Here is a 15,848-nt window from a genome sequence, read left to right on the forward strand (position 1 = left end):
GGACGCCATGGACTCCGCCGTTGCCGCCGATGTGAACTGTGGTCCCTTTTCCGGCCTGCGCGTGCTCGATATCAGCCAGGGCATCGCCGGCCCGTATTGCGCGCAGATGCTCTGGCAGCAGGGCGCCGAGGTGGTCAAGGTGGAACCTCCCGCGGGAGACTGGGGCCGTCACGTAGGCACCGTGGCCGGCGCGCACAGCGCGCTGTCCGTGGCCTACAACGCGGGCAAGCGCGGCGTCTGCCTCGACGCCCGCCATCCGGCGGGGCGCGAGGCGCTGCGCCGCCTGGCGGATGGCGCCGACGTGCTGATCCAGAACTTCCGCCCGGGCGTGGCCGCACGCATGGGCGTGGGCTATCAGGACCTGGCGCCCGCCATGCCTGGGCTGGTCTACGTATCCATCAGCGGCTATGGCGAAGACGGCCCCTATGCCGGCGCCCCCGCCTCCGATTCCGTCATGCAGGCCGACAGCGGGCTGATGTACGCCAACCAGGACGAGGCCGGCGTGCCGCGCCGCATCGGCGTGCTGATGGCCGACATCGCCACCGCGCTCTATGCCACGCAGGCGGCCATGGCCGCGCTCTACAGGCAGGCGCGGACGGGCCAGGGCGCGCACGTCCAACTGAGCCTGTTCCAGGCTTGCGCCGCGCTGCAGGTCAACGACATCCTGGCCCACGGCATGGCGGGCGCGCGCCACGCGGGGTCGGTCAGCGCGCCCAACGGCGTGTTCGACACCGCCGACGGACGCCTTTCCGTGCTGGCGCTGAACAACGATCAATTCGCCCGCCTCTGCCGCGCCCTGGAGCGCCCGGAGTGGCTGCTCGAACCCGCCTATGCCGACAACGCCGGCCGCATGGCGCGGCGCGACGAACTGCACCGCCAGCTAGCCGCGCAACTCGCCACCCGGCCGTCTTCCCACTGGATAGAACGGCTGGCGCGCGAGGATGTGCTGCATGCCCGCGTGCGCGACTACGACGGCCTGGCTGCCCATGCGCAGGCCAGGCACGTGGACCTGCTGCAAACGCTGGTCCAGCCCGGCGTCGGCAGCCTGCCTTATGCGCCGCTGCCCGGCCTGGCTCAACGCCGCCCTCCCACCGCCTCGCCCGCGATCGGCCAGCACTCCTGCGAGGTGCTGCACGATTGGGGCTGGAACGCGGCCGAAATCCAGACGTTGCTGGCGACCGGCGCACTGGTGCAGGACGGCGCCCGAAAGGAGTCCCTCTGATGCGCGCCCTGCTCTGCGAACGATTCGGCCCCGTGAGCGACGTGGCCCTGCGGGATGCGCCCGACGCGCCGCCTCCCGGCCCCAGCGAGGTCACCCTCTCGGTGCAATACGCGAGCGTCAGCCATGCCACCAAACTGCTGATCGAGGGCCACTACCAGACCCGCCCGCCCATGCCTTTCGTGCCAGGCACCGAGGCGGTCGGCGTCGTGCTCGCCTGCGGCGGCGCCGTAACGCGGCTGCGCCCCGGCGACCGGGTCGTGGCGCTGGCGCGCTGGGGCTGCTATGCCGAACGGCTCACGCTGCCCGAATACACCGTCTACGCCGTGCCGGACGGCCTCGACCCGCTGCAGGCGCTGCCCGTGCCCATCTCCTACGGCACCGCGTACGGCGGCCTGTTGTGGCGCGCAGCCATGCAACCCGGCGAAACCGTGCTGGTGCTGGGCGCGGGTTCCGGCGTCGGCCTGGCCGCGGTGGAGCTGGCCGCCCTGCTGGGCGCGCGCGTCATCGCCTGCGCCAGCACCGAAACCAAGCGCCAGGCCGCGCGCGACGCCGGCGCCATCCATGCCATGGCGGCCGACGAAGGCATGGCGGCCGCCGTCAAGTCGCTGACCGCGGGCCGCGGCGCCGACATCGTGTTCGACCCGGTGGGCGGCACGGCATTCGGCCTCGCCGTGCGGGCTGCGGCCTCCAACGCGCGCATGCTGTCCGTGGGATTCGCCAGCGGCGACGTGCCGCCGGTGCCCCTGAACCTGCTGCTGGTCAAGAACATCACATTGCACGGCTTCTTCTTCGGGCGCTACCTTGGCTGGACGCCCGCCGATGAGCGCGTGGTCCACGCCCCCGCCATGCAGCGGGCCATGGCCACCCTGTTCGACTGGACGCGCAGCCAGCGCATCCATCCTGCAGTAACGGCGGTCTATCCGATCGCCGAACTCGCCGCCGCGCTCCAGGCGTTGGAAAGCCGTCAGGTCGTGGGCAAAGTGGCGCTCAAAATAATATCGGAGACTCGCCCATGCAATCCCTCACCGCCCATCGCGGCAGCAGCACCGGACACAACATCCTGAACCTGCGCGCGGCGCTTGCGCTGGCCCTTGCATGCGCAAGCGCGCTGGCCGCCGCCCCCGCGCTCGCAGCGGACGACTACCCCAACCGCCCGATCACGATGGTGGTGCCCTACCCTCCGGGCGGCCCCACCGACATCGTCTCTCGCCTGGTCGCCGCCGAGATGTCCAAGACCATCGGCCAGAACATCGTCGTCGACAACAAGCCCGGCGCCAGCGGCATGATAGGCGCCGACCTGGTGGCCCGCGCCGCGCCGGACGGCTACACCTTCCTGGCCAACGCCTCGCTGCACGTCATCAACCCGTACATCTACCGCTCCATGCGCTATGACGCATTCAAGGACTTCGCGCCTATCACGCAACTGGCCGATGTCCCGCTGGTGCTGGTGGTGCCCCAGGCCAGCGCCGTCAAAACCCCGCAGGACCTGGTCGCGCAGGCGAAGTCACAGCAACTGAATTTCGGCTCGGCCGGCAGCGCCTCGGCCCAGCAGCTTGCTGGAGAATCATTCAAGGCGCGCACCGGCCTGCCAATGCAGCACGTGCCCTACAAGGGCAGCGCGCCCGCGCTGACGGACCTCGTCGGCGGACAGATCCAGTTCATGTTCGACTCCATGCCGTCCGCCACCCCGTTCATCAGGTCCGGCAAGCTGCGCGCCGTGGCCGTCACCGTATCGCAGCGCGTGGCGGAATTCCCCAACGTGCCCACCATGGCCGAATCGGGCTTCCCCGGTTTCGACATCAGCACCTGGTACGGCCTGTGGGCCCCCAAGGGCACGCCGCCCGCCATCGTCGCCAAGCTCGCCGAGCACGCGGCGATGGCGCTGCGCCAGCCCAACGTGATCAGCCAATATGCATCCATGGGCGCCAAGCCCGTAGGATCCAAGCCCGCCGACTTCGCGAGGTTCAACGAAACGGAAGGCAAGAAGTGGCGGGAGATCGTGACGGCCGCGGGCATCACGCCACAATGACCGCGGGCCGGCCAAGGCCCCGCCTCAGCCCTTCACGCTGCGCGTGGCAATAAAGGCGGGCAAGTACTTCTCGATCTCGAAGCGCGGGCTGGGATGCATCTCTTCCAGGAAGCCAGCGATCGTGAAGCCCGCGGCCAACTGGCCGCCGATCTGGCTGCCGAGCCCATGGCCGAAAATCATGGGCTCATTGCGCGCCACCTTGGCCGCCCGCTCCGTCTTGCTCAACTGTTCCAGATCCGAGTAGGGCACGGCGAAGCGCGGCCGGATCAGCCCCTGCCGCGCAAACGCCGGATCGCGGTCCGCAATGAACACGGCGGGATTGAAGAAACTGCTTATCAACACCCCGTTCTTGCGCAGCACGCGCCAGCACTCGTTCCATACCGGCTGGATATCCGGCACGTACTGGTTGGAAATCGGATGCAGGATCAGATCGAAGGCCTCGTCCTGAAACCGCGACAGATCGCGCATATCCCCCTGTTCCAGCGTCAACTCCAAATCGTCGCGCCGAGCAACCATCGCGTCCCGCGCCAGCTGCTCGCCGGACAGATCCAACACCGTCACCCGGGCCCCCGCCGCCGCCAGCACCGGCGCCTGCTGCCCGCCTGCCGACGCCAGGCACAACACATCCTTGCCCACGACATCGCCCAACCAGTCGGCCGGCAGCGGAGACGGCGTCACGCAGACGCCCCATTCACCCCGCCGCGCGGCTTCAATCGCCTCGCTGGTCACGGGCCGCGACCACGGACTGTCCTGCCGCGCCTGGTGATTCCAGGCGGCGGCGTTGTGATCCAGCAGGTCGAAAGTCTCTGGCATGGTTGAATCTCCATTGGTCGGCAGGGCCGAAAAAAATCCACGCGAACCGCGGCGGCTGGCGTGGATTTTCGCGGGACGCTACGGCATGTCCCGGAGGTGCGGGGTGAGAATCAGACGTTGATCACACGTTTAAACGTTGATCGGTCAGCAAAGGCTTGTGAACACTAGGGTTCGCGGGGAAATCGGACCACGGCCTTTGCGGGAATCGCTGGAAGTACCCCCAGTTGTACCCCCAAGGGGGTATCGGGATGATAGATCAGTCCGCATGCCGGTGCCAGAGCTCTACGCGGCAGGATAAAACGGTTATGGCGCAGACCGCATTGTTGGCTGACGCATGGAACGGTACGCGATGAGATGCAGGGGAACGGGCCACTGTGGCCCAGCCCTTGGAGAACTCTCAGGGCAGACCATCACACTCGCCACAACCCGCTGGGGCAAGATGCCCTGTTCACCACGCCCGCCTCGCTCATGCTCGATGCTCGCCTCACGCCGCTGGAGCGCAACGGCTGGCAGGTTCTGCGCATGCTGCGCTCTGCCGAGGGCATCAGCCCACTGGCGAATCTGGGGCAGTTGCGCCGCTATCTCACCTCTACCCCGTTGGAGCAGCGGGCCGGGTACGAGACGGCCCGGCGCGTTCTCATCGTGCTTCGGCTGACGGGATGGATCAGTCTGGTGGGCCAGCAGCGCGACCCTCTGACCGGCCATGTGCTCAGCGAGCTGTATCAGGTTCACGAAAGCGGCCCTGCACTTCCCGCAGGCCTGCACGCTCGATGCCAGTCTGCCCGCGCTTCTGCAAGCCTCCATCGGCCACGAAAACAACCAGGTAGATCGGGTGGCCATTCACATTCAGGCAATGCTGGCGCAAGCACCGGAAACTGCTTCCATTGCGGCCCACGATCAATTCCGCGATGACGATGATTTGCCCCCGACGCCGCCGTCGCAGGCGAGCGAGGCAGCCGACCCACTGCCATTGTCTGGCGATTCCGCTGGCAGCACGCTTATTCCGCAACAGACCGGACACGCTCGCCACATGACGGCTGAGCAGGGCGGTACATATAGGACGTATATGTATAAAAAAGAACGTACGTACCGCGCGCGCGAAAGCGACGGCCATTCGGCATCGCAATCGGTGAGCTTGCCGCCTTGCTTGAGCAATGCCCAGGCAGATCAGCAAAAGGACGTGCAGGCCGCCTTGCGGCGGCTGCTGCCGCAGCATCGTCAGGAAGTGCTCGATGAGTTGCAGGCGCGCAGCCAGAGCGGCACCGTGCGCAACGTCGTGGCCTACTTTTTCGCCTTGGTGAAGCGCGTATTTGCTGGCGAATTCCGCTTGTGGGCAGGTCGTAAGGAGACATCTGCCGCCTCACGGCCTGTCGAAAATCGGCCTGCTGGTGTGCCACGCACCGAACACCGCCCAGAACCGACTGCGCCACCGGCATCGCGTGAAACCGCCCTGGCGCACATCGCCAACATCCGCAAGATGCTGAATGCCCCGACGAACGCTGGGGACATCGCGGCACAGGCAATGCAGGCCAGGGGATGGCAGCCGCATCCTGCGTAGAAAATGCTGCCGCGAAACGGGGCGTCACTGCACGCCGCAGTGACGCCCCCGCCTGCGCCAGCAACAATGCGGGCGAATGCCGAATCCTATTGCGTGCGGCAGACATGATGATGGCCGCCCTACACTGACCGGGCAGTTGCCAAGACCGATGGGCTTCGTACATCGGCAACCCCAACAGCGTAGGTTCCTGCAAGCGCTGGCCCGTCAGGGCGGAACCACCCCAGGTATGCCCAGGCTCCGACCGCATACCGGCCCTACCCAGGGCGGAGCCTTCTTCGTCTGTTTGAACTCATCCCTACCGCGCCGCCTGGCGCACCGTCCTTTGCGGCAATTGCCTGTGTGCAACGCACCGGGCTCCCGCAGTCATTTCTCATCCCACTCACTTCATAGGAGAACTCGTCCACGTTCACATCACTTTCGTCTTGTAGTACCTCCGTCCGGGCTTCCAGCAGGAAGCAAGACGGACGCCTCATTCGAGGCTCTGGTGTCTCCTGAACACCATGCCCTTGCCCTCACGGGATCTCGCCTTGGAGAGTTGGCACCAACACTAACCATTGAATTTCAGGATAACGCAGTACGGCGCTGTGCTTGGAGGCCGGAAGATGGACGACTTGACCTACACCTTGCGGCAGCTTTGCCAGCGCAACCGTGACGGTAGCCACAACACACAGGCCGACCGGATGCGTTCGCTGTCGCTGGCCGCGCGGCAACTGCGGGAGGCTGGCTTCCGGCAGATGAAAGCCTCGTCGCTCAAGGGAAAGCACGTCCAGGCGTTGCTAGAACGCTGGCAGGGAGAAGGCTTGTCGTCCGGCACCATCAAGAATCGGTTCTCTCACCTGCGCTGGTGGGCCGAGAAGATCGGCAAGTCCGGCATCTTGCCGGCAGACAACACGCAGCTTGGCGTGGCCGAGCGCCGCTATGTGACTAACATCAGCAAGGCCCAGGAATTGGGCACAGGTCTTGAAGAGATCACCGATGTCCACGTGCGCATGAGCCTTCAGCTACAGGCCGCCTTCGGATTGCGTCGGGAGGAAGCGATCAAGTTCCAGCCCAATTACGCGGATCGGGGCGACCACATCGCCCTCAAGGGATCGTGGACCAAGGGCGGTCGGGAGCGAACTGTGCCCATCACCACGACAGAGCAACGCGACGCGCTCCACGCAGCACACCGCCTGGCGGGCACAGGATCACTGATCCCGGCAAACAAAACCTACATCCAGCAACGGCACGTCTACGATGGACAGTGCAAGGCGGCGGGTCTGAGTCATATGCATGGTCTTCGCCATCAGTACGCGCAAAGCCGTTATGAGACGTTGACGGGGTGGAAGTCACCGGCAGCAGGTGGGCCCGGCACGGCTCAACTCGATCTATCACAGCGCCTGGCCGACCGACACGCACGGCTGCAGATCAGTCATGAACTTGGGCACGAGCGGGTGCAGGTGACGGCGGTCTATCTGGGAAGCTAAGTCGCACGCTGCGTAAGCACATGGGGCTACACACAGTATTCACTCGATCATTATTTGGCGCATTCTGCTTCCATAATGTAAAATTTGTATCGCATTACACAATACATTGACATATGGACGCCGAGAAAACGGTTGGGATGTCGTTTAGGGTCACCCCTAGGACTAAGTTACTTTTGGTAGCTGCAGCCACAAGTGAACGGCGGAGCCTAACCAACATGCTGGAAGTTCTTGTAGAGGACTTTTGCGCGCGCAACGGCATTATCGAAGAGAAAGCCACACCCTCTGAAGCGGGGAGCAACAGTGAGCGGAGGACCAGGAGGTGAACGAAATATCAAAGGCTTTGGGCGTAGTGCATCCATCGCTTGCCAGCCTTCATGGACTTCCTCTCTATGTGTTCCTGCTTGTCGCGGTATTAACTCTTGCATTCCTGATTGGCTATGTCGTCAAGGGAACCCAGGTTTGGTGGCAGCTCAGGTCCGCACTTAAGGCCGTTCGCAGTCTTCTTAAAGCAGGCCCAGCTCCCAACCCGACAGAGGTTGCATCAGCTTTTCGACGCGAGCCGCTGAAGCACCTGTGGGTAGAGTACGCCGATACGCTCCACGAACTGCGAAAAGCCGGGTCAGGGGAAACCGCGCTCACCGAGTTCCGAGCTACGATGCCCGCTGAAGCCATGTTCACCAAAGAAGTGCTGGTCGACGGACGGCTGTTCGATGAATTCACGAGGCATCTTCCCGGCGTACTCACTGGGCTTGGCATCATTGGAACGTTCGCGGGCCTACTGAGTGGTCTGGACAAATTCAAGGTCGACCCCGAGAAAGTGCAAAACACCGTCAACGGACTGGGTCCGTTGCTGGAGGGAGTGCAACACGCCTTTGTGGCCTCTGGTTCGGCCATCGCCTGCGCGATGCTGGTAGTCTTCATCAGCCGGTTTACCCTCGCGTATTTCTATCGCCTCGTCGAACACCTGACGAACGGTATCGACAGCTTGTATCGAACGGGCGCCGGTGAGGAATATCTTGCCCGGCTGGTCAAGTCATCAGAGCAGAATGCAGCCAGTACAGCTCAGCTCAAGGATGCGCTTGTGGAGGATCTCCACAAGATGATGACCAACCTGGTCGACCGGCAGATTGCTGCACAGGAGACCGCGTCACTTGCACTGGGCAAGCACATTGGCGAGGCTATTTCGACGGCCATTGCCGAGCCGATGAAGCGGGTTGGTGATGCCATGGAAGCCACTTCTCGTGGCAACGGCGAGCAGGTGAATTCCATGCTCGAGACCTTGCTGACCGGGTTTATGGCGAAGCTGGAGGACACCTTCGGCGGGCAGATGCGAGGCATCAACGAGCAGATGCAGAGGTCGATGGATTCGATGGCTGCGGTTCAGGCGTCACTGCAAGGGCTACTTTCCGACATCAGGAGTACCAACGAACATGCCGCCTCCCAGATGAGTGGAACGCTTGAGGATGCCATGAAGAAAGCAGCGGATAACCAGCAGTTGCTGACCGAGCAAATGCGCGAGTTTGTTCAGGACTTCCGCAGCCTGGTTACCGAGGAGCAGAGCAAGTCCAAGCACGCTATGAACGAGGCTGTGATGAAGGTTCTCGGTGAGGTAGAAACTGCCATGGAAGGGCTGGAAAACGTTCGGAAGGCCTCCGCAGCCGAGGAGTCTGGTCGGAACGACAGGCTGGCAACACAGACGAATCAGCTGGTCGGTGGTTTGACGACTCAGGTTGAGTCCTTGCTCGGTGCGGTCTCTGACCAGGTCAGCAAGACCCAGCGCAACATCGACGCGCTGGGGGATGTATCGCTTCGTGCCATTGACGGAATGAACCAAGGTGCCCTGACCATTGGTTCGGCTGCCCAGCGCTTCGAAACAGCGGGGGGTGCAGTGACCGATGCCTTTGACCGCTCGACGAAGGTTGCAGAGACGCTGGCCACGACGGCTGCGTCGCTGCAGGCCGCCTCGACTGCGGTTCAGCGCGGGTTCGAGCAGTACGACTCAACGCGCAAGACGGTGGACACACAGGTGGCTGCGTTGATGGGCCTCATCGAGTCCGTCAAGAGAGAAGCTGGCATTTCTCAGGAACTGGTTAACAGCATCAAGACCAGCGCCGAAGCGATGCGTCAGTCTGAGGCCGAGGCTCGTGAGCATCTCGGCCAAGTCAATGCAGCCCTGGTGAAAGCTTTCAGCGACTTCGGAAACGCACTGGTGAGCCAGGTCAAGTCCACCATCGCTGAGACTGACCGCCACCTTGCCCAAGGGACTGGTCATCTCAATGGGGTGGTGCAGGAGCTCGCCAATGCAGTCCAACGCATGAAGAGAGCTTGACGTGCTTGCACGACTCGTTCTCAAGCGAGGCGCCAAACATGAAGGTGAGAGTCCGTTCTGGATTTCCTTCTCGGACTTAATGTCGGCCCTGATGGTGCTGTTCCTTGTTGTCATGGCGGTGACGTTGGTATCGGTCACGCAGAGCATCGACGCAGCTACTCGGGCGACCGTAGAGCGAAGCGCGGCCATCAATCGGGTAATGCAGATGATTGCTCAAGACCCGAAGAGCGCCGGGGTTGGTGTCGACCAACAGAACTTCCGCATCGACCTAGGCAAGGAGGTGCGCTTCGATAGTGGTAGCTACACCATCAACACGACAGCTGGCCAGTTTCTTCGAAGCTACATCCCGGTGCTCTTGCGAGCAAAAGAGTCTGATGATGGCAAGCGTTGGATACGAAGCATCGTCGTCGAAGGGTTCACGGACGAGGATGGCACCTACCTCTACAACCTTCAACTCAGCCTCGACCGCAGTCGCAGCGTCGTCTGCTCGCTGTTCCAGACCAGCGGCGTGGCAGACGCGCTGACACCAGAGCAGCTGCGCAAGGTCCAAGAGCTGTTCCTGGTCGGTGGCTACTCATTCAACTCCATCAAAATAGACAAGGCTGAGAGCCGCCGTGTGGAGTTCAAGATCGACTTCTGGGGATTGGACGAGCGGGTTCCAGAAGCAAGCGACGTCTTGAAAGGCAAGGAGTTTGGGCGGTGTTAGCCGTTTCTGCCCTGCAGCGTCTGACCAAGGACCTGGCTGCGTCGCTTGCATCCATGGGACTGCACGCGGGGGAGTTTGGAAAACCGGATTTGGTTGAAAAACCGACACGCGAAGCAGAGCAGCTGTTCCAGGGATACGCCAAGGCCAAGCCCAGCAAGGAGGATGCGTACGCTGCCGCTCGTGCCTTCGTTCGGGGGCAACCGCTTGATGCCTGGCAGCGCGACCTGGTGGCTTCAGCAGTGGCCGAACCTATTCGTGAGCAATCGGGCGCGATGGCGCTTGCGTCGAAGCGTTTCCCGGCGCTGCTCAAGTCCTATGAGGACGAAGCAGCACGGGGGGACCTGTGGCGCCTGACTTGGCACGGTCTACTCTATTCGTATTTCAACTTCGACCTTGAGGCGGGGAAGGATACGGCCACTCGCGAAGGATGGGAGGCCCTTCGGGCCTTCCTCGAACAGACCTGGCCTTTGATGGATAAGCAGGCAGGTGAGGATCTGGTCCCGGACTGGGTGAAGGTGCTCCGTCACGAAGTCGACGTTCTCACGGCGAAGCCAGTTGAGAAGTACTCGAGAGCTTATCTCCGCGGCGAGACCGAATCCACGGACCGCGTGGCAGCGGACCTTGGCATCTCCCCGTCGAGTTGGTTCTGGCACGCCTTGGTACTTGGGGCCGTGCGTCATGCAGCGAGAGAAATTGACTCCGAGTTCCGAAGGTTGGTTCCCCAACTCATCAAGCTAATCCAGACCAAACCGGGCTTTCGCGATGAAGCTATTGAGGTCGTCCTCAACCGCTACCACGGGTGCAAGGGGGCGCCCCCGGACGAACGGCTTCGCGACTTCGTCTGTCAGACGACGGTCTGGAAGAACCCGAAGCTCAAAGCTGCGGGTATTGCCACGGCCTGGAACCGGGTGCCCGACCCTGTATGGCAGATGGTGTTGGGTTGGGTGAATGAGCGCAACCTCAAGGACTTCTTCGACATCCTTGCCGCTCGGAATAACGCGGATGAGGGCAGGCTGGCCTTCTGGTCAAAATACCTCAAGCAGATTTGCTGGACGCGGCTGGTGTTTGGTGCCGACACGATGGCGCTGAAGCGGACCAACGCTGGCGTGCGGGAGCTCATCGCGCGGGAAGAGGGGGCGTACGCTCAACTCACGAGCAAGCCTGAGGTCGACGCGTTCATGATGCAGTTGGACTCGTACATCATCATCGAGTTCAGCAAGAAGCCGAACGCTTGCTACGTCTACCAGGCGGACCAACTGCCTTTTGAACCGTATTCGCGTCATTACGATGGTGGGACAGCTGACCTCGCGGCAGGATTCCGAGACGGATGCGCGCTGCGGATCGTTCACCGAGAAGGATGGGGCGCGCGAGCCGAGCAAGAGCTCCGGCAACTGGGCATCATTCCGGACGTGGCAGATCCTCGACGCGTGTCGTCGTCTGCCACAGGCGGTACGGACACAGCGAAAAACACCGGTCGTGCTGCCGAACGCCCAGAATCGGCGACACCCAGTCCTGACATGGCAAAACTGAACTCGCTCGTTGCGCGGTTTCGGGGTGCGTCCATTAATGACAAGCGTAGAACCTCAAGCCGGGGCCGGTTGTGGGTGGAGGACCCGCTCCAACGGAGGCAGTTGGCCTCAGAGCTGAAGGCACATGGCTTCAAGTGGGCAAACAGTCGCCAAGCGTGGTATTTCCCGGAGAGATGATGGGTTTGTTCGACTTCCTCAAGCGTGCCGCGAGCTCCAACGGACAGGCGCCGGCTCTAACGACGATTTGGGCCGCCGAGGGAGTGCGTATCAAGTTCAACAATGACATCGCGGATACGACGCCCGAAGGATTGCTCGAAGCCATTCATCAGGCGGGAGCCGAGGATTCGGTGCTCGGCGCGTACTTGGCGCAGTTGGCATCTGAGTCGCGATGTCGGGTTGACGCGCACGGCGTAACCATTCCATGGTCGGACGTCTATGAGTTGCAGGGCTCTGCCGAGCATGCAGGCGCGCTGAAGCTGCTGGCTCTTCCGCCACAGAGCCCGCTCCGGCCCATTATCGACGGCTCCGGAACGCTGTCTTCAGACGACTTCACTGTAGAGGTGTCTGGCTGGACAGACGGCGCGCAACAGGTTCAAGTGGACCGGCTGGACGGAGCAGTCGCCACCGTGGGCGGTACTACCCAGATGCTGTCTGCCTCTGCATGGGCTGCGGCGTCCGACATTATGGCTCTCCAGTCGCGTCCGCCAGAGGGGCGCACCCAACACGCCCAGGAGATGGCATGGGGACGAATTCGCAGCCATGCCGACCGTGCTGGAGCGCTGTACGCCAGCCCGTACCTCGAAACGACGTTGGTATTGACGCCGGAGAGCCTGCGCCTCCCCCTGGCGAAGGAGGAGACGCCGTTCGGCCGCGTGCTGACGGTTTCCCCAACCTTCGACGGCGCGCCAGACGGATGGTTGGCCGCCTTCGATGGCTTCAATTCGGTGCAGCCACACTACGACCTCACGCGGGGCGTCGGGCGCGTTCGCGTGGTGATTTCCGAGCCCGTCCGCAAGGTACTCGCGGTCATCAAGCGAGAAATGCCAAACCGCAAGGTGGCCGGTGCCAAGGCGGAAAAATTTGTTCACAACCCCTTCTCTTTCTTGGGAGAGACCGCGCATCAGGTCCTGAAAGAAGGAGAGTTTGAGGCAGACCGGGCGGAGGCAGGGGCCGTTGCGGCAGTCTTCAGCATCGTCGGCCGGACCGAACACGGGCGCATTAACTCGGTCGACCTACTGATCACCGAGCACTTCGGTGACGGCACAGCGCGCACGGACAAGAAAGCGTTCAAAACCGCCGACGACCTCGACGCGTTCCTCGGTGCGCTGAAATCGGCCCTTGAGCAGGACCGGGAGCATTTCCCTTGGGATGAGTACGACCTGACCGTGGATGCCGAGTCCACCGTACAGCTTGAACAAGGCTTGCAGGTGGCACATCTTTGGCGCATGCAGCCAGCTCAGCGTATCAGCTTAGACGATGTCTATCAGCTCGATGGTTACAGCGGGCGCATTGAAGGAATTGGCGCGGCTAAGCCTATCTACGTGCCGGTCTTTCAGCGCGATAAGACGCAAAGCGAAGACGAGTCCGGCTGGTTGCCCACAGACTTGACGCCAATGGTCAAGGTGACGCTCCAGGGGCACGAAGGTCAGGTGCTCATCCCATTGACCAAGGAATGGGTCAATGACTTTGACAAGCAGGTCAGCGACGCGGAGCGGGAAGGGGCAGCTGAAGTAAAGAATGCCAGCCTTCCCACTTCACTAGAGACTGCGCAAGCGCGCACCCTCGCCGACGGGTTCAAGGCGATGCTCGGTGGCCAGGACCGCGTGAAAGTCGAGGGAGAATCAAGACCGAAGGAGAAAAAGGGCCCACGGGAGACGCTGCTGGTCAAGACCAACTTCCATGGAGTCGACTATCTCGAAGAGCGTCGCGCGACCTTGGCTTTGCCCGAGGGCTGGGAAGCTCAGCTCCCGCGCTCGCTGCGACAGTCCATCAAGTTAAAGACGCATCAGCTTCACGGCGTAGCTTGGTTTCAGCACCTAGTGTCCAAGGCTCCGGCAGAGTGTCGAGGGGCCTTGCTCGCCGATGACATGGGCCTAGGGAAGACCCTGCAGCTTCTGTCGTTGCTCGGTTGGTACTACGAGGAGAACCCCAACGCTGCGCCCTCTGTCATCTTTGCGCCAAAGAGCTTGCTGGAGAACTGGGCCAACGAGGCGCGCAAGTTCTTCAGCGACTCTTTCCCTGAGGTTCTCGTCCTCTACGGCGACACGCTGAAAGCTCGAAAACAACCGCTCAGCCTTATCGACAGCCAGTTGCGTGATAAGGGCATCGTCGAACTCCTGAAGCCTGACTGGGTCGGGACCGCGAAGGTCGTGGTAACCACCTACGAGATACTAACCTCGTACGAGTTCTCGCTGGCCAAGCAGCCGTTCACGTTCCTCATCTGCGATGAAGCGCAGCGAATCAAGACTCCGGGCACGCTGGTGACACTGGCCGCAAAGAAGCTGAAGGCGGACTTCCGTATCGCCTGTACGGGGACCCCCGTCGAGAATTCGCTCGCGGACCTGTGGTGTTTGTTTGATTTGGTGCAGCCGGGCCTGTTAGGTGCGCTGGAGGAGTTTGGGAAGACCTACCGTCGCCCTATCGAATGCCAGACCGAAGAACAGGTGACAGCATTGCAACGTTTGCAGGCAGCGATTGCTCCGCAAACCCTTCGTCGTACGAAGGGCGACATCGCGGCGGACCTTCCGAAGAAGTTCTTCGCGTACAAAAAGGCCGCGGAGGCTGAGTTGCAATTCAAGCCTCATCTTAGTGATGACGAGATGCTTGAGATTCCGCTCACGGAGCATCAGCGTATTCTCTACAAGGGGGGCTTGAAGAAACTTCAGGAAGCGGCCCACGAGTCGAATGGTCGAAAACGCGCCCAACTGTCATTCGGCGCGCTTCACCTGATGAAAGCAGTCTGTGCTGAACCATACTGCCTGCCAGGCACGAAGTTCATCGTCGACAAGAGTGGACGTGAACCGCATCTAGCGAACTCGCCCAAACTGGGTTGGCTGCTGGCACGATTGGCTGACATTCAACGCACCGAGGAGAAAGCCATCATTTTCACCGAGCTGCGGGAGGTCCAGGCGGCACTGTACTACTTTCTTAAGGAGACGTTCGGCCTGCGTCCATTCATCATCAATGGGGACTCTCAGGGGCGTCAGGGATACATCGACAAGTTCTCAGCGCAGCCAGGCTTCGACGTCATCATCTTGTCGACACTCGCCGCAGGTGCAGGACTCAACGTCACCGCCGCGAACCATGTCTTCCATTTTACTCGTGCGTGGAACCCATCCAAGGAAGCGCAAGCAACCGACCGAGCTTTCCGCATCGGCCAGGAACGGGACGTTTTTGTCTACTGCCCCACCGTAGTGGCAGACGACTTCCACACATTCGAAGTCCGGCTCGACCAACTCATGAAGCGCAAGGCTGGATTGGCAGGCTCCACGTTGGACGACGGTGGTTTGTCTGGGGCGTTAACTGTAATGCTCAACGGCTCAGGCAAGGATGCGACGTTCACGGAGTTGGTCGGGGACAGCGGGTGCGGCGAAGCGCTTCCGAAGCGATACCTGACAATGGACGACGTCGACCGCATGGACGGGGACAGCTTTGAGGTGTTCTGCAGTTTGCTTTGGGGCAAGAGAGGCTTCCAGGCGACGGTTACTCCGAAGCGCGGTGGTGACGGCGGCATCGACGTCGTTGCACTAAAGGGGCGTGAAGGTGAGCTCCTCCAGTGCAAGAGTTCCAAGGCCTCTGATGTGGGGTGGGATGCCATCAAGGAAGTGACCGCCGGCGCAGCGAAGTACCAGGCCAGGTTCAGAGGCACGCGATTCCGTCGGTTGGCCGTGACAAATCAGAGCTTCACGACTGGAGCGCGGGAGCAGGCCGCAGCCAACCAGGTTGAATTGATCGTTCGGTCACGCCTGGATGAGATGTTGGGGGCCCATCCCGTCACGAACCACGAGTTCGACACGGCGCTGCAGGAGCAGACGCTTTACTCAGAAGTCATGGCTTAGGGCATGTAGCTCTCGGCAAAGGCAAATGGCAAGGGTGTCGTGGTCAAGTATCAGTGGACACCGGGATAAGGGATTTCAGGTGGTGGCTTTCTCGTAGTCGGCCGGAGATCGGTATCCGAGTGTGGAGTGCAGCCGGTG

General features: G+C 62.1%; 10 protein-coding genes. 9 read left to right on the forward strand and 1 reads right to left on the reverse strand.

All coding sequences use genetic code 11. The features are described from left to right. Positions 1–7: 7 nt before the first annotated feature. Genes JL37_RS19820 through JL37_RS19830 form a run of 3 tightly spaced genes read left to right on the forward strand, consistent with a single transcriptional unit; the run spans position 8 to position 3,251 of the window. On the forward strand, positions 8–1,222 hold the full coding sequence (locus tag JL37_RS19820; protein WP_043547075.1) for a CaiB/BaiF CoA-transferase family protein: 1,215 nt from the start codon (positions 8–10) through the stop codon (positions 1,220–1,222). Further along, complete coding sequence (locus JL37_RS19825; protein WP_052097420.1) at positions 1,222–2,286, forward strand: NADPH:quinone oxidoreductase family protein; 1,065 nt, start codon at positions 1,222–1,224, stop codon at positions 2,284–2,286. The genes JL37_RS19820 and JL37_RS19825 overlap by 1 nt, the downstream gene beginning before the upstream one ends. Next, positions 2,235–3,251, forward strand: coding sequence for a tripartite tricarboxylate transporter substrate binding protein (locus JL37_RS19830; RefSeq protein WP_052097422.1), 1,017 nt, complete (start codon positions 2,235–2,237; stop codon positions 3,249–3,251). The genes JL37_RS19825 and JL37_RS19830 overlap by 52 nt, the downstream gene beginning before the upstream one ends. A gap of 24 nt (positions 3,252–3,275) precedes the next feature. On the opposite strand, the gene JL37_RS19835 is transcribed toward JL37_RS19830, so the two are convergent. Continuing rightward, the gene (locus tag JL37_RS19835; protein WP_043546252.1) at positions 3,276–4,064 is read right to left on the reverse strand and encodes a class I SAM-dependent methyltransferase; all 789 of its coding nucleotides are present in this window, start codon (positions 4,062–4,064) and stop codon (positions 3,276–3,278) included. Positions 4,065–4,767: 703 nt separating this feature from the next. On the opposite strand from JL37_RS19835, the gene JL37_RS19840 reads away from it, so the two are divergent. The 6 genes from JL37_RS19840 (at position 4,768) to JL37_RS19865 (ending at position 15,710) form a co-directional block, all read left to right on the forward strand. Continuing rightward, on the forward strand, positions 4,768–5,622 hold the full coding sequence (locus tag JL37_RS19840) for a hypothetical protein (RefSeq protein WP_231570394.1): 855 nt from the start codon (positions 4,768–4,770) through the stop codon (positions 5,620–5,622). 602 nt (positions 5,623–6,224) lie between these two features. Continuing rightward, complete coding sequence (locus JL37_RS19845; protein ID WP_043547079.1) at positions 6,225–7,088, forward strand: phage integrase N-terminal domain-containing protein; 864 nt, start codon at positions 6,225–6,227, stop codon at positions 7,086–7,088. Between the two features lie 319 nt (positions 7,089–7,407). Further along, positions 7,408–9,417 carry an anti-phage ZorAB system protein ZorA gene (zorA, locus tag JL37_RS19850; RefSeq protein ID WP_043546253.1) on the forward strand — a complete coding sequence of 670 codons (2,010 nt, stop codon included), beginning with the start codon at positions 7,408–7,410 and terminating at the stop codon, positions 9,415–9,417. 1 nt (position 9,418) lies between these two features. Continuing rightward, the gene (locus JL37_RS19855; RefSeq protein ID WP_043546254.1) at positions 9,419–10,123 is read left to right on the forward strand and encodes an OmpA family protein; all 705 of its coding nucleotides are present in this window, start codon (positions 9,419–9,421) and stop codon (positions 10,121–10,123) included. Next, positions 10,117–11,829 (forward strand): EH signature domain-containing protein, encoded by a 1,713-nt coding sequence (locus tag JL37_RS19860; protein ID WP_043546255.1) that lies wholly within the window; start codon positions 10,117–10,119, stop codon positions 11,827–11,829. Before JL37_RS19855 ends, JL37_RS19860 begins: the two co-directional genes overlap by 7 nt. Continuing rightward, positions 11,829–15,710: an SNF2-related protein gene (locus JL37_RS19865; protein WP_043546256.1), complete on the forward strand. Its 3,882-nt coding sequence runs from the start codon at positions 11,829–11,831 to the stop codon at positions 15,708–15,710. Before JL37_RS19860 ends, JL37_RS19865 begins: the two co-directional genes overlap by 1 nt. Positions 15,711–15,848: the final 138 nt, after the last annotated feature.

The sequence above is a fragment of the Achromobacter sp. RTa genome (assembly GCF_000757485.1).
In the GTDB taxonomy this organism is placed as follows: Bacteria; Pseudomonadota; Gammaproteobacteria; order Burkholderiales; family Burkholderiaceae_B; genus Achromobacter.